Origin of the sequence: Streptomyces sp. NPDC020597, assembly GCF_044335095.1 — a bacterium.
Lineage (GTDB): Bacteria > Actinomycetota > Actinomycetes > Streptomycetales > Streptomycetaceae > Streptomyces.
Genome location: NZ_JBIRUL010000018.1, coordinates 120,948 through 140,189, shown reverse-complemented (window position 1 = coordinate 140,189; position 19,242 = coordinate 120,948). Strand labels below are relative to the sequence as shown.

16 protein-coding genes are annotated in these 19,242 nt (G+C 71.4%); 7 read left to right on the top strand and 9 right to left on the bottom strand.

The annotated features are described in order from the left end of the window. Window positions 1–33 precede the first annotated feature (33 nt). Window positions 34–918, bottom strand: a complete 885-nt coding sequence (locus ACH4ZA_RS27505; protein ID WP_398432114.1) for a winged helix-turn-helix transcriptional regulator — start codon at window positions 916–918, stop codon at window positions 34–36. A gap of 234 nt (window positions 919–1,152) precedes the next feature. Between ACH4ZA_RS27505 and dapD the strand changes: the two genes are divergently transcribed. Then, window positions 1,153–2,142 carry a 2,3,4,5-tetrahydropyridine-2,6-dicarboxylate N-succinyltransferase gene (dapD, locus tag ACH4ZA_RS27500; protein WP_319278948.1) on the top strand — a complete coding sequence of 330 codons (990 nt, stop codon included), beginning with the start codon at window positions 1,153–1,155 and terminating at the stop codon, window positions 2,140–2,142. Between the two features lie 72 nt (window positions 2,143–2,214). On the opposite strand, the gene ACH4ZA_RS27495 is transcribed toward dapD, so the two are convergent. The 7 genes from ACH4ZA_RS27495 to dapA form a co-directional block, all read right to left on the bottom strand. Further along, a complete protein-coding gene (locus tag ACH4ZA_RS27495) occupies window positions 2,215–2,469 on the bottom strand; it encodes a hypothetical protein (RefSeq protein ID WP_319278950.1) in 255 nt (84 codons plus the stop codon). Further along, on the bottom strand, window positions 2,450–3,049 hold the full coding sequence (locus tag ACH4ZA_RS27490; protein WP_398432125.1) for a hypothetical protein: 600 nt from the start codon (window positions 3,047–3,049) through the stop codon (window positions 2,450–2,452). Before ACH4ZA_RS27490 ends, ACH4ZA_RS27495 begins: the two co-directional genes overlap by 20 nt. A gap of 109 nt (window positions 3,050–3,158) precedes the next feature. Then, window positions 3,159–3,734 carry a hypothetical protein gene (locus tag ACH4ZA_RS27485; RefSeq protein WP_398432113.1) on the bottom strand — a complete coding sequence of 192 codons (576 nt, stop codon included), beginning with the start codon at window positions 3,732–3,734 and terminating at the stop codon, window positions 3,159–3,161. Between the two features lie 69 nt (window positions 3,735–3,803). Then, on the bottom strand, window positions 3,804–4,391 hold the full coding sequence (locus ACH4ZA_RS27480; RefSeq protein ID WP_398432112.1) for a DUF6262 family protein: 588 nt from the start codon (window positions 4,389–4,391) through the stop codon (window positions 3,804–3,806). Further along, the gene (locus ACH4ZA_RS27475; RefSeq protein WP_398432111.1) at window positions 4,388–7,012 is read right to left on the bottom strand and encodes a tyrosine-type recombinase/integrase; all 2,625 of its coding nucleotides are present in this window, start codon (window positions 7,010–7,012) and stop codon (window positions 4,388–4,390) included. Before ACH4ZA_RS27475 ends, ACH4ZA_RS27480 begins: the two co-directional genes overlap by 4 nt. Next, window positions 7,009–8,160, bottom strand: coding sequence for a tyrosine-type recombinase/integrase (locus tag ACH4ZA_RS27470; protein ID WP_398432110.1), 1,152 nt, complete (start codon window positions 8,158–8,160; stop codon window positions 7,009–7,011). The genes ACH4ZA_RS27475 and ACH4ZA_RS27470 overlap by 4 nt, the downstream gene beginning before the upstream one ends. A gap of 388 nt (window positions 8,161–8,548) precedes the next feature. Further along, window positions 8,549–9,493 carry a 4-hydroxy-tetrahydrodipicolinate synthase gene (gene dapA / locus ACH4ZA_RS27465; RefSeq protein ID WP_398432109.1) on the bottom strand — a complete coding sequence of 315 codons (945 nt, stop codon included), beginning with the start codon at window positions 9,491–9,493 and terminating at the stop codon, window positions 8,549–8,551. 342 nt (window positions 9,494–9,835) lie between these two features. Here dapA and ACH4ZA_RS27460 point away from each other — a divergent pair, with 342 nt between their 5' ends. The 3 genes from ACH4ZA_RS27460 (at window position 9,836) to ACH4ZA_RS27450 (ending at window position 11,857) form a co-directional block, all read left to right on the top strand. Then, window positions 9,836–10,219: a hypothetical protein gene (locus tag ACH4ZA_RS27460; protein WP_398432108.1), complete on the top strand. Its 384-nt coding sequence runs from the start codon at window positions 9,836–9,838 to the stop codon at window positions 10,217–10,219. Between the two features lie 278 nt (window positions 10,220–10,497). Beyond that, window positions 10,498–11,109 carry a helix-turn-helix domain-containing protein gene (locus ACH4ZA_RS27455; RefSeq protein WP_319278965.1) on the top strand — a complete coding sequence of 204 codons (612 nt, stop codon included), beginning with the start codon at window positions 10,498–10,500 and terminating at the stop codon, window positions 11,107–11,109. Window positions 11,110–11,125: 16 nt separating this feature from the next. Beyond that, window positions 11,126–11,857, top strand: a complete 732-nt coding sequence (locus ACH4ZA_RS27450; RefSeq protein ID WP_398432107.1) for an SRPBCC domain-containing protein — start codon at window positions 11,126–11,128, stop codon at window positions 11,855–11,857. A gap of 12 nt (window positions 11,858–11,869) precedes the next feature. Here ACH4ZA_RS27450 and ACH4ZA_RS27445 read toward each other — a convergent pair whose 3' ends face one another. Beyond that, entirely contained in the window at window positions 11,870–13,696 is a 1,827-nt protein-coding gene (locus tag ACH4ZA_RS27445; RefSeq protein WP_398432106.1) for an endonuclease/exonuclease/phosphatase family protein, read from the bottom strand. A gap of 307 nt (window positions 13,697–14,003) precedes the next feature. Between ACH4ZA_RS27445 and ACH4ZA_RS27440 the strand changes: the two genes are divergently transcribed. The 3 genes from ACH4ZA_RS27440 to ACH4ZA_RS27430 all read left to right on the top strand — a co-directional run bounded on the left by ACH4ZA_RS27440 (window position 14,004) and on the right by ACH4ZA_RS27430 (window position 19,173). Beyond that, window positions 14,004–15,431, top strand: a complete 1,428-nt coding sequence (locus ACH4ZA_RS27440) for a hypothetical protein (protein ID WP_319278971.1) — start codon at window positions 14,004–14,006, stop codon at window positions 15,429–15,431. A 173-nt stretch (window positions 15,432–15,604) separates the two neighbouring features. Beyond that, window positions 15,605–17,071, top strand: a complete 1,467-nt coding sequence (locus ACH4ZA_RS27435; protein WP_398432105.1) for an alkaline phosphatase PhoX — start codon at window positions 15,605–15,607, stop codon at window positions 17,069–17,071. Between the two features lie 518 nt (window positions 17,072–17,589). Next, window positions 17,590–19,173 carry a TROVE domain-containing protein gene (locus ACH4ZA_RS27430; protein WP_398432104.1) on the top strand — a complete coding sequence of 528 codons (1,584 nt, stop codon included), beginning with the start codon at window positions 17,590–17,592 and terminating at the stop codon, window positions 19,171–19,173. Window positions 19,174–19,242 lie beyond the last annotated feature (69 nt).

Genomic DNA, 19,242 nt, shown 5'->3' with positions numbered 1-19,242 from the left:
TCCTCCCGGCGGTCCGGCGGGTCCGGCGCCTCGTCACCGGGCGGCGAGGTCGCGCACCGCGTCCAGGGCCGCCGTCACACTGCCCGCGATGTCCGTGACCGGGTACTGCACATGGCGCACGACCCGTTCCCGGTCCACCACCAGGGTCAGCCGCTTCAGCCGGCTCGCCCCGGCGGCCCGGAACGTCGGCAGGCGCAGCGCGCTGATCAGCGTCAGGTCCGCGTCGGAGAGAAGCGGGAAGCGCAGCCGCTCCTTCTCGGCGAACGCCCGCTGCTCGTCCGGACGTTGGGTGGACACCCCGTGCACCGCGGCGCCCGCCGCGCGGAACTCGGCCAGGCGGTCGCGGTAGGTGCACGACTCCAGGGTGCAGCCCGACGTGCCCGGGATGTCGGTCCAGCCCGGCGGATAGCCGTCGGGGCGGGCGTAGGCGCCGGGAAAGCAGTAGAGGACGGTGCAGGAGGCGTCGTCGCTCACCGGATCGCGCAGGGTCCCCCGGTCGTCGAGCAGCCGGAGCGCGGGAAGCCGGGCGCCCACGAGGGCGTGCACGCGCCGCGCCTCGGCGGACGCCTCCTCGGCCGTGGCGGTGGCGCTGCCGTCACCGAGGATCCAGGTGTCGCCCCAGTCCTGGAGGGCGACGAGGACCGGCAGCAGGGCCCGGCCGCGCGGGGTCAGCCGGTACTCGTACCGCGGCGGGCGGTCCTGGTACGGCACGCGGGTGAGCACGTCCGCCTCGACCAGCAGCCGCAGCCGCTCCGTCAGCACCTTGCGGGACAGGCCCAGTTCGCGCTGGAGCTCGTCGAACCGGTGCACACCGCGCGCGGTGTCCCGGACGATCAGCAGGGTCCACCAGTCCCCGACGACGTCCAGGGACTGCGCGATGGCGCAGCCGGAGTCCTCCAGACTCGTCCTGCGCGCCATGTGTCCCGCCCTCCTTCTCCCGAGCCGCTCCCGGTCTCGTCTCCCGGTCTCGTCTCCCGGGCAGCCCCCGGTCTCCGCGGCTGCTCCCGGCCTCTCGCCGAGCCGGGAGCGGCCATGCTGACACAGTTGGTTCCCAAGGGGAACTCAGCAGGCGGGCGGGGTCCCGCGGCCCGCCTCCTGAGACACCGCTGTGCGGGTTGGCCTCTGCGGCCCCCCGCCGGTTAGGTTGCCGTCATGACCGACACGACTGCTCCTCGCACCACCGGCGCCGCGGCCACCGGCCTCGCCACGATCGCCGCCGACGGCACTGTTCTCGACACCTGGTTCCCCGCGCCCGCTCTCGTCGCCGAGGCCGGCCCGTCCGGCACCGAGCGGCTGTCCGCCGACCAGGCCGTGGAGCTCCTCGGCGAGGCCGCGGCCAAGGCGGTCGGCCCGGACGCCCGCCGGGGCGTCGAGGTGGTCGCGGTCCGCACGGTCATCGCCTCCCTCGACGACAAGCCGCTCGACGCGCACGACGTCTACCTGCGTCTGCACCTGCTCTCCCACCGGCTGGTCAAGCCGCACGGGCAGAGCCTGGACGGCATGTTCGGCCACCTCGCCAACGTCGCCTGGACCTCGCTCGGCCCGGTCGCCGTCGACGACGTCGAGAAGGTCCGTCTGAACGCCCGTGCGGAGGGCCTGCACCTCCAGGTCACGTCCATCGACAAGTTCCCGCGCATGACGGACTACGTCGCCCCCAAGGGCGTCCGCATCGCCGACGCCGACCGGGTCCGCCTCGGCGCGCACCTCGCCGAGGGCACCACGGTCATGCACGAGGGCTTCGTCAACTTCAACGCCGGCACCCTCGGCACCTCGATGGTCGAGGGCCGCATCTCCGCGGGCGTCATCGTCGGCGACGGCTCCGACATCGGCGGCGGCGCCTCCACCATGGGCACGCTGTCCGGCGGCGGCAACGTGATCATCTCCATCGGCGAGCGCTGCCTCGTCGGCGCCGAGGCGGGCGTGGGCATCGCCCTCGGCGACGAGTGCGTCGTCGAGGCGGGCCTCTACGTCACCGCGGGCACCCGCGTCACCATGCCCGACGGCCAGATCGTGAAGGCCCGCGAGCTCTCCGGCGCCTCGAACATCCTGTTCCGCCGCAACTCGGTCACCGGCGCGGTCGAGGCCCGCCCGAACAACGCGGTCTGGGGCGGCCTGAACGAGATCCTCCACAGCCACAACTGAGCACCCGGCGGCCGTGGCCCCGCCGCCCGCGACGACGGCGCGCGCGGCCGCGCCCCGGACGCCGGCACCGGCTCATTCGTCCTGACGTGCCGCGTCACGGGCTTGCGTGGGCGCGTTCGCAGCGGCGTCGGTCCCCTCCGCCCCGGCCCGCGCCGGGGCGGACACGTGGGCAGCCGCCCTCCCGGACGCACGCCGAGCCCGCAGTGCCGTCCTCGCCAGGGCGGCCTGCCCTCGCACCCGCTGCGTCAGCAGGCGTATCCGGGCCTCGCGCTCCGCGCCCGTCAGGCCGGTGAGGCCCAGCCGGGCGTCACGCTCCTCCTGGGACACGACGCTTCTCCTCTCCCCGGCCGTTTTCGGGCGACGCAGACGGCGGCTCCGGCGCCGCCCGAAGACGGAGGGCCTCGTCTCCCGCCGGCAGGCCGGCGGCGAACGCGGCCAGCGCCGTGAAGTCCTCGGCCCGCAGGCCCACGCGCGGGTCGACGTGGTGGAGCAGGGCCGGTCCCGGGTGGTGGACGGTGACGTACTCCGAGTCGGCCGGGGACTGCTCGTCGTCGACCCAGGCGAACGGGCGGCCCGCGGCGTGCGCGACGATCGTCTCCGTCTTCCAGTGGACGCCGTCGGGCCGGTGGGCGAACAGCACCGCGCCGAAGTCGACGTAGGGCAGCTCGGGCAGGCCGATCACGGGCGCGATCCAGCGGTTGGCCTCGGCCATCCAGGTCGTGGCCCAGCACAGTTCGTAGGGGAGACGGAGCAGAGCGGCGCCGTGCTCCGGGTGCAGCCACACCCGCAGGGGGCGCGGCCGGCCCACGGACGCCCTGATCGTCGTATAGCCCACGGGCCGCCTCGACGGCTTGGCGGCATACGGATTGAGGGGGCCGTCGACTTTACCGACCGCAGGAGCTCGGATGCCCGCTCTGAGCTGCGACGATTCATAGAGTACCTGTCCGTGACGCCGAGTTGGGGCCGTTGCTGTCGCTCGTCCGGGTGGTCTCGTGGGACGGCCTGGTGGGGCTGGATCAGGTTGAAGAGTTCCGGCGCATTTCTTCTGTGGCCAGGCGTGTTTCTTCGGCGGCCACGCGCTCGTACTCGTCTGCGGCCGCTCGTGCTGCCCGGAGTTTCTGGATGTCTCGACCAGGTCGGGGCAGGGGCTTTCCTGTCAGGTGCGCTCTGATGCTGTCGATCGCATGCTGGGGTGCGGCTGTCACTACTTCACGCGGCCAGGCAGCCGGCTTCAGTCTGTCCCAGTCCCTGAGCAGCGAGCACATGTCGTGGATCACGGCTAGCAGCTCCAGGTCGTCCAAACGGAGAGTGGCCTTCTCGATCCGGATCAGGTGCTCCTGCAGTGTCTTCTCCCAGGCCAAGTGTTCGTGGGCTGGGGTGTGTTGATGCGGGATCGACTCCTCGTGCCGGGTGATGGCGAAGAGCTCTTCTGCGATACGTTCAAGGCTGGCCTCCCGCAGGGCAGTCCGGCGGTTCGCTTCCGTAACCTGCTCGCCCCTCTTCTGTAGGCGCCAGGTGCCGAGCAGAGAAATGGCAGCGGACAGGATTGCTGCGGCGAAGGCGATGAGGGCTGTTCCCCAGGCTGAATCCACGTCGACATTGTGAGGCACCCCCGACAGAAATTCTTCTGTCGGGGGTGCGGCGGGTGGTCGTGGACAGGCTCAGGTCCCTGGCGCCGGGTCGGCGATGCGGGCTTCGAGGTCGGCGACGCGCCGGTCCTGGAAACGGAGGTTGGAACGGGCGGCCTTGAGCCGCTCGTCGAGGGTGCGGTTGTCGGTGGTGAGTTGGCGGACCCGCTGTTTGAGGGTGGTGTTCTCGGTGGTGATCCGCTGGATGGCTTCCTCGGTCCACTCGGCTTCCAAGTCACGGATCTGGCCCAGGAGTTCGCCGATGCGGGTGCGCTGAGTGAGGATCTCGGCCTGGGCGGCCTTGAGACCTTCCTCGGCGTTCAGGGCACGTTCGCGCCAGGTCGCCTCGCGCTCGTCGTCCTGGTCGGCGAGCAACTGGGTCCGCCGGTCTCCGGCCTTGGCCATCGCGTTGGCGACCGCGGCTCGGGCCTCGGCGTTGTCGTAGAGGAAGGTGCGCGAGACGTCCGCGCGACGGGCGATGGCGGCGACGCTGACCTGGGCTTTCTCGCGCTGGAGTCGGGCGATGGCTTCGCGGACCCGCTTCAGGGCGGTCTCGGTCTTGTGGCGGCGGGCGGCCAGGGCAGCGGCCGTGCGGGGTTCTGGAACGGCAGCGGTCTTCATGCGATGTCCTGTTCGGGGTCGTCGCCATCGGTTGTGCACGTATCGCTGTACTCGCTCTCCTGGTCACTGCCTGCGTCGGCGAGGTCGGCGGCGCGGAAGGCGGTGGACCAGACGCGGTGGAAGTAGTCCTGGGGTTTGCGCAGGTCCAGGGCGAGGGCGTCGTCGAGAAGGCCGAGTCCTGCCAGGGCCTTCTCCAGGCCGTCGATGGCGCGGGCGGTGGGCTCGAAGTAGCGGTGGAGGTAGTCGGCGGTGGCGTCGTCCGGGGCGCCCTCGGCCAGCAGCCGCCACTGCTCGCGCTTGCGTCGCCAATAGAGGAGGTCCGCGCCGGAGAGGACGAACTTGTCGCAGTTGTGGCAGTCGAGGTTCCAGGGGCAGGCGCCGCCGTCGACGACAGGCTGGAAGGTGCAGAAGCCGCCCTCGGCCGGGGTGCTGCGGCGGGCAAGGTCGACGGCGATGGCCAGGGCCTGCTCCTTGGTGAGCGCCTCGGACGAGTTCCCCGCAAGAAGTTCCCCAGGAGCAGCGGTGCCGGGGCCTGCAACCCAGACATGCTGGAGCACGTTCTCCAGATCGGTGTGGGAGAGGTGGACGTAGTGCTCGGCCATCCGGTCCGAGACGTGTCCGAGGTAGCGGCGGATGTGGGTGAGGGTCGCGCCTTGGCGCAGGAGGCTGGTGGCGAGGGTGTGGCGGGCCTGGTGGGGGACGCAGTGGCCGATGTCCATGGCGTCGACCCAGGGCCGGAAGCGGCTGTAGAACCACGGCCTGCTCAGGGCGATCGTTCCGTCGGTGCTGCGGTAGTTGGTGGGGAACAGCGCGAGCCCGTCACGTTCTTTGCCCGTGGGGGTGTAGCCGTGATTGTCGGCGAACCGGGTGAGTGTCTTGCGCTGCCGGTCGGCGATGAGCTCGAAGAGCGACTCGGGGATTCGGATGGCCGCGTCGTAGTTGCCGACCTTGGTCTGGTCGTGCCAGAGCATCGCGAGCCCGCTGAGCCGGCCGATGCAGTTCCAGCGGAGCTCGGTGACTTCTCCCAGCCGTCGTCCGGTGACCACGACGATCTCCCAGATGTCCCGGGCGCCCTCGTCATCCGGATCGTGGACGCGTGTGAACTCGGCGAGATTGTGTTCGTCGGCCAGTGCGCGGGCCACCTCGTCGGCGAAGGGGCGTCGCCGCTTCTGATAGGCGGTGCCGCCGGCGTTCGGCAACGCGATGACGAACTCCCTGGCCAGGCCGATAGCGTCGGTCACTCCATCGTCCATCGCCCAGCGGAGGATCTTTCGGGTGTGGTTGAAAACCACCGATCGCGTGCCGGTCGTGACGGTGCTCGGCTTCCCGTCGATCCGGACCATGGCTAGAGACGGGAGTGCATGGCGCTCACGATGTCGCTGATCCGCGACGAAGCGGTCCGCGTGTTCCTTGGTCAGGACTGCGGGGTCGACGCCCCCGCCCGGGGCGTCGGCCTCGATAAAAGCGCTCAGCTCGATCATCGCTCGACGAATCTGGTCAAGCGTGTGGGCGCTGTTGGGGCAGCGCGGCGAGCGCAGGAGTTCGGCGAAGTAGTCCCACGTGATGTCCCGCAGCCATCGTTGAGAGATCGCGGTGAGGCTGATGTGCCCGAGCCGGTGCTCGTAGCTGATGCCGAAGTGCCTCGTTTCGAGGAATCCGGCCTCTTTGGCCTCCTCAGGTGTGAAATAGACTAGGCGCAACTCGTGGAGGATCTCTTTCGCGATCCCGTTGGCGGTCTTGGACAGGCAAGCAAGGTCCAGATCGACGATCGAGGTCGCGTCCTGCTCTCGGCAGGCGTTCACCACCATGCGGAGCGCGGTGACATCCCAGCGGGCCGGACGTGACCGCTGCGTGTGCGTGAACAGCCCCCACTGGATCTCTGCTCGCGGCAGGGGCCTCAGGCCGCGCAAGTTCAGCTGAGCGGGCACGGAGACGGCGATCTCCTTGTCGCACCATGCACGGAACTGCATGCGGTCGATGTAGCTGACAGCGGCTCGGCCGTCCTTCCACGATCCGCCCGGAATGGACGCGCCGCCGGGAGAACCCGCCCTCCGGTAGGCGTGAGCGTGTCGCTGGCACAGTCCCAGCGGTGACTCCGCCAGCAGAGAACAGACCAGCACCGTGCAGGTCCCGAACCCCGAAGTGGGGCTTTGCCCGGCAGCCCACCCGTCGAAGTCGGGTGTGGACTCCTGGCCCGTTCGCGTCCGGCTCCATTTCTGGAGGTGATATCTGCAGAGACGGTACTGGCCCGCTCGCGCGGGTCGCCCGGGGCAGATCAGACAGGCCAGATTCCCGTCATGCTCGGTTGTCTGGCTCAATGGCTCAGCAGCGCTGAGGAAGGCTGACCTGCTCACACCTTCTTTCGCGGCCGTGAGCCACTCCTGGCGATGGGCGTGGCAGAAGTCACCGAGGCCGACGGCGCGCTGGCAGTCGGTGACCCGGCAGAACCACCGGTAGGTCTGGTGTCCTGGCGGGATCTGGACGATGTCGTCGCGGAACAGAGGGTCGAAGGAGGGCGCGCTCGTCAGCGCGGTGAGGATCTCCAGGCGATCCCTGCCGATTCGCGTGTGATTCTGGTGCGTGGTCAGCAATGGCAGCAGAAACACGTCCCGGCGCTTCACCGGCCCTCACCCCAGACCGTGCGCAGAGCGGCGTCGAAGACCGGATCGTGGATGTCGACGTGCCCGTAGACCTCGTCGACCATCGCGGCCGAAGCCCAGCCGCCCGCGTCCCGGGCGATCAGGGTGTTGCCGCCTGCGGCGTCGAGAACCGCCGAGGCGAAGGTGTGCCGGAAGGCATGTGGTTTCACCAGCCCCAACCCAGCGCGTTCCCCGGCCCGGCCGAGCATCCGCCGGGCTCCGACCGGTGCCCACGGCTGGCCCTCATCGGCACCGTGCAGCTGGACGAGGAGCATGCCGTGCTGAGCGCCGCGCGGGTACTCGGTGGTGATGTACTCGAAGTAGGAGTGCACCATCGCCGGGCTGACCCGCTTGATCAGCCCGCCGGTGACCGTCCCGCGCACGATCTGCCACGGGTGCTTGGTCTTGGCCTCGGCCCCGTTCGGGTTGCCGGGCCGGTGGCAGACGTGCAGATGCGGGGTGCGGCACTCGCCGCAGGCAGCGTTCTCCCGCAGGTGCAGGTCGACCAGGTGCAGCCCGCACAGCTCGCCGATCCGCAGGCCCCCGTCGGCGAGCCAGTCGACGACCAGCCGGTCCCGGGCTGCGTTCACCGACTCCAGCAGCCTCTCCCTCGCCCCGTCCGGCAGCATCTTCGGGTGCCGGCGGTGCGGACCCTTCGGCGCCAGCGGGTTCGTGGGCAGTGGAGACTTCACGTGACCGAGGAACGACCGCCGCTTGTCCACGCGCGACGGCAGCCGGGACCGATCGACCTTCTTGCCGAGCTCGCCGTTGATGCCGAGGGAGGCCTGGTGCAGGTAGAAGCCCTTCAAGCAGGCCGCCGCGGTCGACAGCGCAGAACGGCCGTAGGGGCGCTTGCCGACCCGCCACGGTTCCCCGAGAGGCATGCGGACCTCGGCACCGACGATCCCCATGTACCTTTCCAGGTCGCGCAGTTGGACCGTGTCGAAGGCCAGGCACTCTCGCTCCAGCCACCGCAGATGGTCCACCAGGTAGTACGCGTAGGTCTTCTGCGTGCCCGAACCCTCGTGCTCACGCAGGAACCGATCTGCCTCCGTGTGCAGCGTGCCCTCGGGCCAGACGATCGTCCATGACCTCCGCCCGTCCTTCCTCTCGATCCGCTGGACCCTCAAGTCCCCGACCACAACGTGCCGTACCACTTGTCCTCCGTACCGACTCCGGAACATGACAGACGTCCCGGTCCCGGTCGGTAAACGAGCCCATGACGTCCTGGTCACAGGCCCAGACGGACATCACGGGCGGCACTACCCGCGGTCGGTAAAGTCGACGTCGAGATAGAGCAGGGGGCGGGGGCGGCTCATCAGGCCACGGTACGCAGGGTCGCCGCGCCTCCGCCGGTAATTTCCGGGCGCTCCTGAGGAGTGCGCGGCGCGGGCGCTGCCCCGGGGACCCCGTGCTGCCGGGCGCGGCACGCGGCCCCGCCGGGCAGGCGGGCGGGCGGTCAGGTGGGCGCGGAACGCCGGCCGGGCTCGTCGGGGGCCGCCGCCTCGGCGGACGCCGTCAGGTCGTCAGGCGGTCGTGGGCCGCGCGCAGACCGGCGACCGTGGCGCGGTCCGCGGGTCGCAGCGGCGCGCGGACCGGTCCGGCGGGCAGCCCCAGGTCGCCGAGCAGTGCCTTGGCGGTGACGGCGCCCGGCAGGCCCGACGCCATCATCGACTCCACCAGTTCCGCGGTCCCGCGCTGGAGCCGGGCTGCTTCGGCGGTGTCGCCCGCGTCAAACGCGTCCAGGACCGCGCGCATGCGCTCCGGGGCCACGTTGGCGACCGTGCTGACGTAACCGGCCGCGCCCACCGCGTACAGGGCGAGGTTGTGCTCGTCGCAGCCCGCGTAGTACGCCAACCCGGTGCGGGCGAGCACCTTCTGCGCGCCGAGGAAGTCGGCTGAGCAGTCCTTGACCGCGACGATCCTCGGGTGCTCCGCGAGCCGGATCAGCGTGTCCGGCTCGATCCGGACGCCGGTGCGGCCGGGGATGTCGTACAGCATCACGGGCAGGCCGGAGGCGTCCGCGACCTCCCGGAAGTGCGCCTCCAGGGCGTCCTGCGGAGGCAGGCTGTAGTACGGGGCGACCACCAGCACGCCGTCCGCGCCCGCCTTCTCGGCGTCCGACGTCAGTCGCGTGGTGTGCCGGGTGTCGAAGGTCCCCACCCCCGTGACGATCGACGCCCGCTCGCCCACCGCCTCCCGTACCGCCCGCACCAGTTCCGCCTTCTCCGCGTCCGAGGTGGTCGGTGACTCGCCCGTCGTGCCGGAGAGCACCAGCCCGTCGCAGCCTGCGGACACCAGCCGGTCCGCAAGCCGCTGCGCCCCGTCGAGGTCGAGCCCGCCGGAGCCGGTGAAGGGGGTGACCATCGCGCAGAGCGCACGTCCGAAGGCGGGGGCGGAAGCGGGGGCGGGGTCCGGGAGGGCGGCGGTGGGGGAGGCCGGAGGCCGGGAGGGCTTCGTCATGCGAGTAGTGTCTGCCGGGGCGATCGTGAAGCTCCACTTAATTTTTCTGCAATGTATACGTAAGGAGTGCTACGGCGTGGGTTGATTGCGTCGTGCTGCCGTGGACGATCCGGCGCAGGGGTGGCGGAAGGCGGCCGGGGTACCCGGAGGTCTCGGAATCGCAGGAGGCGGCGTGCCGTGCGCCGGACCCGCCGCCCGCCCCGAAGCGTCTCTCGGCGGCGCCGGGGCCGACGTCGCCGAGATCGGGGAGAGGGTGCGTCGATGACGGACAGGACCGTTGCCGGCCTGCGTCGGCAGCTCGGGCGAACCGGACGGCGACCGGGTTCGGGGCCGTGGGGATGGGTGAACGGGGTTGATGTGCGCGGCCGTGTCGGCGCCCGCGCCGCCGACCTCCTGGACCGGGCCGGCGCGGTGGGCGTGCAGCTGAGCAGCACGGCGTCCGAGGTCAGGCGGCGCGTGCGGGAACGGGCGGACCGTCCCGGCCGTGCGGGGGAGGGGCGCGCGAGCCGCGCGAACGCGCTGGTGGCGTCGGCGCGGATGCCGCCACGCCGTGCGGCGCACACCCCGCACGCCCCGCGCATCCCGCACACCGCCCGTACCGCCCGCGCCGCGCAGACCGGCGTCCGGTCCGCGCTGCGGCGTCCGCGGTCGGCGGTGCTCGCGGGCGCGGCGGCCGTCACGCTGGTCGCGGCGGGGGCCGTCGGGAGGAGTCGCGTGAGGCGGTGACCGGGGGCGTCTCCGCACGACTGTCCGCCGCTCACCGCCCGCCGGCAGCCGATGGCCGGCAGCCGCGCGCTGCCAACTGCCCGCCGCCTGCCGGAAATTGACCGCAGCCCACCATTTCGGCCGACCGAGGCCCGGCAACCGGAACCACCGGGGCCGGGCCTCGTTCCTTCCCGCCGTCACCCCTGCCGTCACCCCCGCCGATGCCGCTGCCGGCACCCGCCCTGACCGAAAACTTGAATGACCTGGACAAAAAAAGTTTTCGGTGGGAGGGTGGACGCATGCTGGACGTCACCGTGATCGAGGACCCCGAGGCCGCAGCCGTCTCCCTGGACCCCATACGGGCCCGACTGCTCGCCGAGCTGGCCGCCGGGCCCGCGTCGGCCGCGATGCTGGCCGGGAAGGTCGATCTGCCCCGGCAGAAGGTGAACTACCACCTCAAGGCGCTGGAGCGGCACGGCCTGGTCGAGCTGGCCGGCGAGCGGCGCAAGGGCAACGTCACCGAGAGGCTGATGCGGGCGACCGCTGCGTCGTACGTGATCTCGCCCCTCGCCCTGGCGCAGGTGCAGCCCGACCCGGACCGCTTCCGCGACCAGCTCTCCGCCCGATGGCTGCTCGCCCTCGGCGCCCGGCTGGTCAGAGACGTCGGTTCGCTGATCACCGGCGCCGCGAAGGCCCGCCAACGGCTGGCGACGTTCGCCCTGGACGGCGAGGTGCGGTTCGCCTCGGCGGCGGAACGGGCCGCTTTCATCCAGGAGTTGACGGCCGGCGTCGGCGCGCTGATCCGCAAGTACGACGCCCCTGACGCGCAGGGCGGCCGCGATCACCGGATCGTCGTCGCCGTGCATCCCACGGTCAAGGACCAGCAGCAGACCCCCGAACTGGACCGATAGGCAGCAGGAGCTCACCATGTCCAAGGAATTCGAGATCGTCAGCGAGTTCGAGGTCGACGCGACCCCGGAGCAGGTGTGGGAGGCGGTCACGCACCGCACCGGCGCCTACCTGTGGCCGATGGATCCGCCCGAGCCGCGGGTGGGCGGCGCCGCCGCCTTCGGTTCGACCGTCACCGCCTGGGACCCGCCGCACCACCTCACCGTCCGCAGCGAGGACGTCGGGTTCGGCGCCCAGAGCGTGAACCAGCTCGAGCACGTCATCGAGGCGCGCGACGGCGGCCGGCGGGCCTGGGTGCGCTATGTGCACAGCGGAGTCTTCACGGACGACTGGGACAACCAGTACGACGGCGCGGCGAAGCACACCGACTTCTACCTGCACACCCTGCGCGAATACCTCACGCATTTCGCGCCCCGCCCGGTGACCTTCGCCTCGGCCGAGGGACCCGCGGCCTCGGCCACCTCCGACGCCCTCGCCGCCGTCGTCGCGGCGCTCGGCCTCTCGGCGGACGACGCCCAGGGCGCCCGGGTGACCGTGCGCGGGCCGCAGGAGTTCGACGCCGTGCTGGACTACCGCAACCCGTACTTCGTCGGACTGCGCACCGGCACCGCCCTCATCCGTGTCTTCGGCCGCGGTCGCTGGGGCGCCCCGGTCGGCGTCAGCGTCCACGACTTCGCGCCGGACGCCGACGCCGGGGCGACGGGCAAGGCGTGGCAGGACTGGCTGAACGGCGTGTTCAGCCGGTCCTGACCCCGCCGTCGATCACGGCTCGAAGCGCAGCACCTGCGGGTCGTGGTCGCTGATCTGGTCGTGGAACTCCGAGTTGATGTGCACGCTGTCGTACTCGAGGCCGCAGCCGCGCCGGATCGACGGGCTCACCAGGATCTGGTCCAGGACCTGCTGGTTGCCCTGGTAGTCGTAGCTGTAACGCTCGTTGCGGGGCAGCGACTTGATCGCGGACCACAGAGCGCCGTCGCTCTCGAGGATCTGCGCGGTGCCGGAGAACTCGAAGTCGTTGATGTCGCCGAGCGCGACGACGTCCGCGTTCTTCTGCACGTCGAGGATGCCCTTGACGAACGCGTTGACCAGCGTCGCCTGCTGGTGGCGCTGGACCTCCGAACTGCGGGCCACCGGCTGGTACTGCGAGGTCAGGCCCTGGTCGCCGCCCTTGGAGTTGAAGTGGTTGGCGATCACGAAGACCGTGCGGCCGCGGAAGACGAACTCGCCGGCCAGCGGCTTGCGGCTGTTCGCCCAGGCCGCGTCGGCGGGGGCGATCCGGCCGGGCGAGACGCTGAGCTGCGCCTTGCCGCGCACCTTGGAGACGGCGACGGCCGTGGTCGAGTCGCCGCCCGCGCGGTCGGTGAACGAGACCCGCTGCGGGTTGAACAGGAACACCTGGCGGATGTTCCCGCCCGGCTCGCCGCCGTCCGCGTTGTTCACGGGGTCGATCGAGCGCCAGTCGTACTTCGGGCCGCCGGCGGCCACGATCGCGTCGATCAGCTTGCCGACCGTGACGTCGGCGGCGACCGTGCCGTCGTTCGTCGCACCGTTGTCGTCCTGGATCTCCTCCAGGGACACGATGTCGGGTGACTGCAGGTTGTTCACGATCGCGGCGGCGTGCTTGTCGAAGGAGGCGTCCGACGGGTCGAGGTTCTCGACGTTGTACGTCGCGACCGCCAGCTCGTTCTTCTTCTGCTTCTGCGTCGTCTCCCGCTGCAGACCGCCGCTCTTCAGCGTGCCGATCGAGTTGGCGACGAGCGTGTAGCCACCGAACTGGTTGTAGTCCAGCGGGCCCGCGGTGACGCCCGCAAGGGTGTCGCCCACGTTCGCGACTGGGAAGTCGGCCGTCGCGCCGAGCGACTGGATCTGCAGCCGGCCGGTGTTCTGCGACGTGTAGGAGCCGTACAGCGTGCCGCCGCGGCGGGTGGTGTTCTCCCGCGGCTTCACCGTGACCCACAGCTCGGTGTACGGGTCGGTCGCGGTGACCACGCGGGCGTCGGCGACCTGGACGTTCATGCCCTCGAGGGACTCGTAGTAGTCCAGGGCGTACGTGCCGGGCCGCAGCGTCAGACCGTTGATCGAGTTGGCCGCCGCGGCGTCGCCTGCCGGAGCGTAGTCGGCCGGGACCGACCGCGCGTTCACGACGGTCGCCGCCGGGACCGCGTTGCCGCTGGACACGACCGTCACCGTCGGCTTGGTGATCTCCGTGATCGACTGGTTGCCGGTGGACGCGCCGCCGGGCACGAACTCCGACACCGTGCCGGTGACGGTGACGGAGTCGCCGACGGCGACCTTCGGGGCGGAGCTGGTGAAGACGAAGACGCCCTCACTGGTGGCCGGGTCGGCGTCCGGGTTCGGATCCTGGATCCAGAACCCCTTGGACGACCCGTAGGCGCGCACGCCGGTGACGATTCCGGCCACACCCGTGACCGCCTTGCCGGCGTACGGCGAGATCCGGGTGGTGCCCTGGATGTCGTGAATGGCCACCGTCTCCGCGTGCGCGGGTGCGGACAGGGCGACGGTGGAGGCCGCGGAACATACGGCGGCGACGGTGAGCGCGGCGAGACGCGCGGACTTCTTGCTCGGCAACGGAATCCCTCCGGGGACGTACGTGAGCGCCGGGACGAGGGTGGAGCTGGGACGAGGTCAAACAGGACGCAGGGGCCGCGACCGGTGGGGCGGTCCGCGACGCGCGTAGAAAATACAGTGAACACATGTCCATTGGATTTCTACGCGCGTCAATCTCCTGCCTGGTCAGGCCACTTGTCAAGGTTTCGGCCATGTACGCGGCCTGACCGGGAGATGAACCGGGCGGCATGCGCCCATATCCGTCTAGGCTGAGTGGCCCAGTGCCCGCAGCGGGCCGGTGGCACGAAGCGCCTAGGAGAACCAGCCGATGTCAGACAGCTCCCCCCTGCCGCCGGTGCGCCTGCACCCCGAAGCGGAGCTGGCGCGCGACGCGCTGTCCACGCCGTTGCTCTCCCGTGCCGTTCTGCTCGCCCGCTGGGCCGGCCCCGACACCCGGGTCGACGCCGGCGGCGGGCTCGTCGAGGAGCAACTGGCCGCCGCCGCCGAGACCCTGGGCCTGACCGGGGAGGACGCCGCCGCCTACGCGAGCGAGGCCTGGCGGGTCGCGGTGGACGCCGGACTCGTGGAGATCGTCGACGAGGAGGCAGGCGCCGTCGCGGCCGGCGAGGAACTGGCCCTGCTCACCGCCGGCTCCCCGCACGACGTCCTCGCCGTCTGGCTCGGCGCCCTCGAGGCCGTGCTCGCCGACGCGGCCGTGCCCGACCTCGACGAGCTGATGGACGCGATGGACGAGGGCGGCGAGATCGACTTCTCCCGGCTCGACTGGAACCCCGAGGCCGAGGCCGAGTTCCTCGACGGCGTCCTCGGCAACCTCTACCTCCTCACCGCCAGCGAGGACGGCCCCGGCGACGGCCCCGTCCCGCTCCCCGCGCTCGCCGCCTCCATGCTCGTGCCCGGGGACATGGACGAGCCCACCAACGACGTCCTGGAGCAGGTCTCCGACGCGATGATGCGGCTCGACGACCAGTTCCGGCTCCTGGAGCCCATCGGCCTCGTCGCCTACCGGCCCGTCGACGAGGCCCTGATGGCGGACCCCGAAGAGGAGCCCGCCGCCCCGGTCGACGAGACCGACGTCTCCCGCTACGGCATGGTCCGCCTCACCCCGCTCGGCCTCTACGGCATGCGGACCCGGCTGCTGGAGGCCGGCTTCGACGCCCCGGCCGTCGGCGACCTCGCCGACAAGGGCGCCGACGCCCTCCTCGACGGCAGCGCCGGCTACGGCTCGCGCGCCGCCCTCGCCGAGACCGAGCACTGGCTGGCCCGCCGGGAACCGCTCGCCGCCGCACGGGAGCTGCTGGCCGCCGCCCGCGGCTCGGACCCCGGCGCCCCGCTGCGCCGGCTGCGCTGCCAGCAGGCCCTGTCCCTGCTCGGCGGCCAGGCCGAGCCCGCCGTCCGCGAGGTCCTCGACGACGCCGAACTCGGCGGCCTGGCCCGCGTCTGGCTCAGCGAGATCGGCGCGACGGACGTGCCCGCCCCGTCCGAGGACCTGGTCTTCTGGCTCACCGTCGACACGCTGGCCGCACAGCTCGCGGCCGAGGGCAACTCCGAGGAGCTGCAGGCCCTCGTCGAGGGACTGGCACAGCAGCACAGCGGGTTCTTCGCGGCCGCCTGGCGCGTCGACCACCCGGCCACCCCCGACGTCCTCGAGGCGATGGGGCGCCTGCACCCCGACAAGCGCATCGCGAAGGAAGCCCGCAAGGCCGCCTTCAAGGCGCGCTCCCAACAGGGCGGCTGACCCTTCCGCAGGGGACCTCTTTGAGCTTCCGTGACCTGATGCGTACGGATTCATGAAAGGGGGTCCCCCGAAGCCGCCTGCCGTTCAACTCCCGTTCAGGCATGGACGGGACGGTGACGCCGAACCGAGGTCCACCCCCCTCCCCGGCACTTCACCGTCTCAGGAGACACACCATGTCGCTCACCCGCAGGGACTTCGCCAGGCAGTCCGCGCTCACCGGCGCCGGGGTCGCGCTGGCGGGCAGCGTAGGCGCCCTCGCCAGCGCGCCCAACGCCCTCGCCGCCACCGACGCCGACCACACCGCGGACGCCGCGGACGCGTCGCGCGGGACGGCGGCCGACGGGCGCCACGGGGTCGGCTACGGACCGCTGCTCCCCGACCCGGACGGCCTTCTCGCGCTGCCCGCCGGGTTCAAGTACCGCGTCATCACGTACAGCGGCCGGACCAAGCTGGAGTCCGGCGAGATCACCCCGTCCAACCACGACGGCACCGCCGCCTTCTGCGGCCCGCGCGGAGCGACCCTGCTCGTCAACAACCACGAGCTGAAGGGACCGCGCTCCGGCTGGCAGCACCCGGTCCCGCTCACCGAGGGCCTGGTCTACGACCCGGCGGCCGCGGGCGGCTGCACGGTCGTCGAGGTGCGTCCCGGCGGGCACGTCGCCGAGTGGGTCGGCATCGCCGGCACCTCCACCAACTGCGCGGGCGGCACCACGCCCTGGGGCACCTGGCTCACCGGCGAGGAGACCGAGGACAAGGCCGGCCAGAACGGCATGACCAAGGACCACGGCTACGTCTTCGAGGTCGACCCCGCCGACCGCCGCGCCAACCGCGCCCCCAAGCCGATCAAGGCGTTCGGTCGCTACGCCCACGAGGCCGTCGTCATCGACCCCCGGCGCGGCCACGCGTACCTCACCGAGGACGCCTCGGGACCCAACGGCCTGCTCTTCCGCTGGACCCCGCCGGCCGGCTTCCACCACGGCCGCGGCAGGCTGCGCACCCTCGCCGACGACGCGGGCGTCCTGCAGGCCTTCAAGTGCTTCGACTCGAACGGCAAGTTCGTCGACGACCTCTCGCGCGCCACGAAGACCGGCACGGTGTACGGCGTCGACTGGGTCGACGTCCCCGACCGCGACGCGCGCACGGTGTCGGTCCGCAAGCAGTTCACCGCCGGCCAGGTCACCCGCGCCCGCAAGCTCGAGGGCATGTGGTGGGCCGACGGCGGCACGTACATCGTCTCCTCCTACGCCCGTGACGAGAGCCCCGTGCAGCACGACGGCGCCGTGTGGTTCTACGACCCCAAGCGCCGCACGCTGACCCTGAAGGTGCTCCTCGGCGTGAACCCCGACCCGTCCGTCGACGGCGCCTTCGACGGACCCGACAACATCACCGTCTCCCCTTACGGCGGCCTCGTCATCGCCGAGGACGGCGAGGGCGTCCAGCACCTCTTCGGGGCCACCGACAGCGGCCGCACCTACCCCATCGCCCGCAACGAGTTGAACATCGGCACCGAGGACGCGCCGGAGTACAGCGAGTTCACCGGCGTCACCTTCTCGCCCGACGGCCACACGCTGTACGCCAACATCCAGACGCCGGGCATCATGCTGGCGATCACCGGACCGTGGAAGCGCCACAAGCGGTAAACGGTGAACGGCATTTAATTCGCTCGCCCGACCCGCGGCCGTCCTCCTAAAGTGATGCACGTCCAGGTGCGAAGGCAGGACCTACTTCCACTCATAATGGGGAGGCCGCGGGTTCGAATCCCGCCGCCGGCACGACATGCCGGTGTAGCTCAGGGGCAGAGCACCTTGTCGGTTCCGCCGGCCTCGATCTCTGGACACCACAACTTCACAGCACCTTCCGGTGCGCGGGCTGCGGCTACTTCTCTCCAACAGAAACCGATGCCGCCGCCGAACTGATCTCGGGAGGCGCAGCATGAGGTGGGTGCCCGGTGCGCAGGCAACGGTTACTTCATTGGATCGGACGGTCGCGGGTTCGAGTCCCGCCATCGACTTCGGGTCGGTGTAGCTCAGTCGGTAGAGCATCTGGCAAAGTCCGTCGCCGACCCCTGATCTCGGGCACCTTCCCTTTGCTGCGCCACCCCGGAAAACGAGTCGCCGACCGGCGGACTCGATGAATATCGAATTCGGGGGAATTCACCATGGCGCGTTTCAATGTCCGTGCCCGAAAGGCGCAGCCCACCTCGCCCGTGACCACCACGGGCCGGGTGCTGCGCACCCACCAGGGCGGCCGCGGCCACGAGCGGGACGCCCGCTCGGAGCTCTTCCTGCTGGCGGTGGCCAACTTCGTCTCCCAGCAGACCTTCTACGAGGACGGCGCGACCCGCGACGACCGCTTCGCCAAGCTGGTGCGCGAGCTCGCCGTCACCGACCCGGACTGGACGGCAGGCCTGCTCGGCTGGCTGCGCGGCGAGGGCAACCTCCGCACCGCCGCACTCGTCGGCGCCGCCGAGTACGTCCACGCGCGGCTGGCGGCGGGCGCCACCGCCGGCCCGTCGAACCGTCAGGTCGTGGACTCCGTCCTGCGCCGGCCCGACGAGCCCGGCGAGCTGCTCGCGTACTGGACGGCGACGTACGGCCGGAACATCCCCAAGCCCGTCAAGCGCGGGGTCGCCGACGCCGTACGACGGCTCTACCACGCCAAGTCGCTGCTGAAGTACGACACGGCGTCCAAGGGCTACCGCTTCGGCGACGTCCTGAACCTGGTGCACGCCGCACCGGATCCGGCCAAGCCGTGGCAGGGCGACCTGTTCCGGTACGCCCTCGACCGCCGGCACCACCCGGACACGGCCGCGGTGCCGGGGTCGCTGCCGCTCCTCGCGGCGCACCGCGACCTGATGGCACTGCGTCCCGCCGAGCGGCGCGGGGTCGTCACGGGGGCGGGCGGCGCGCAGCGGCTGGCCGACGCGGGCATGACCTGGGAGGCGCTCGCGGGCTGGCTGCAGGGACCGATGGACAAGGCGGCCTGGGAGGCGGTCATCCCGTCCGTGGGTGCGATGGCGCTGGTCCGCAACCTGCGCAACTTCGACGAGGCGGGAGTCTCCGACGAGGTCGCCGCCCAGGTGGCGGCGAGGATCAGCGACCCGGCGGAGGTCGCGCGCTCGCGGCAGTTCCCGTTCCGGTACCTCGCCGCGTACCAGCACGCGCCCTCGCTGCGCTGGGCGTACCCGCTGGAGCGGGCGCTCGGCCACTCGCTGGCCAACGTGCCCGCGCTGCCCGGGCGCACGTTGGTGCTCGTCGACCGGTCGGGCTCGATGTTCTACTCGCGGCTGTCGGAGCGCTCGGAGCTCAACCGGGCCGACGCGGCGGCGGTCTTCGGCACGGCCCTCGCCCTGCGGGCGGCCGACGCGGACCTCGTCGAGTTCGGCAGCACAAGCAATGCCATCACGTTCCGTAAGGGGGAGTCTGTGTTGAAGATTCTGGAGCGTTTCGGGGACCTCGGCGGTACGGACACCACCGAGGCTGTGCGCCGGCACTACCGGGGCCACGACCGGGTGCTGCTCGTCACCGACGAGCAGTACGCCTTCAGCCGCCACGGCGGCCCGACCGACCAGGTCCCGGCGCACGTGCCGGTCTACACCTGGAACCTGGCCGGGTACCGTGCGGGCCACGGCCCGTCGGGCACGGCGAACCGGCACACCTTCGGCGGGCTGTCGGACGCGGCCTTCCGGATGGTGCCCCTGCTGGAGGCCGCCGACGACACGAAGTGGCCGTGGGCGGCCTGAGCCCCAGCGGCCGTGCGGCCCGCGCCTTCACCGAAGGCGCGGGCCGCCTGTCTTTCGCCCCCGGCCCTT

What these genes read in the sequence shown, in the direction of transcription:
- ACH4ZA_RS27505 (WP_398432114.1), bottom strand. Translation starts at nt 918, where the DNA reads ATGGCGCGCAGGACGAGTCTGGAGGACTCCGGCTGCGCCATCGCGCAG.
- dapD (WP_319278948.1), top strand. Translation starts at nt 1,153, where the DNA reads ATGACCGACACGACTGCTCCTCGCACCACCGGCGCCGCGGCCACCGGC.
- ACH4ZA_RS27480 (WP_398432112.1), bottom strand. Translation starts at nt 4,391, where the DNA reads ATGAAGACCGCTGCCGTTCCAGAACCCCGCACGGCCGCTGCCCTGGCC.
- dapA (WP_398432109.1), bottom strand. Translation starts at nt 9,493, where the DNA reads ATGACGAAGCCCTCCCGGCCTCCGGCCTCCCCCACCGCCGCCCTCCCG.
- ACH4ZA_RS27455 (WP_319278965.1), top strand. Translation starts at nt 10,498, where the DNA reads ATGCTGGACGTCACCGTGATCGAGGACCCCGAGGCCGCAGCCGTCTCC.
- ACH4ZA_RS27450 (WP_398432107.1), top strand. Translation starts at nt 11,126, where the DNA reads ATGTCCAAGGAATTCGAGATCGTCAGCGAGTTCGAGGTCGACGCGACC.
- ACH4ZA_RS27440 (WP_319278971.1), top strand. Translation starts at nt 14,004, where the DNA reads ATGTCAGACAGCTCCCCCCTGCCGCCGGTGCGCCTGCACCCCGAAGCG.
- ACH4ZA_RS27435 (WP_398432105.1), top strand. Translation starts at nt 15,605, where the DNA reads ATGTCGCTCACCCGCAGGGACTTCGCCAGGCAGTCCGCGCTCACCGGC.
- ACH4ZA_RS27430 (WP_398432104.1), top strand. Translation starts at nt 17,590, where the DNA reads ATGGCGCGTTTCAATGTCCGTGCCCGAAAGGCGCAGCCCACCTCGCCC.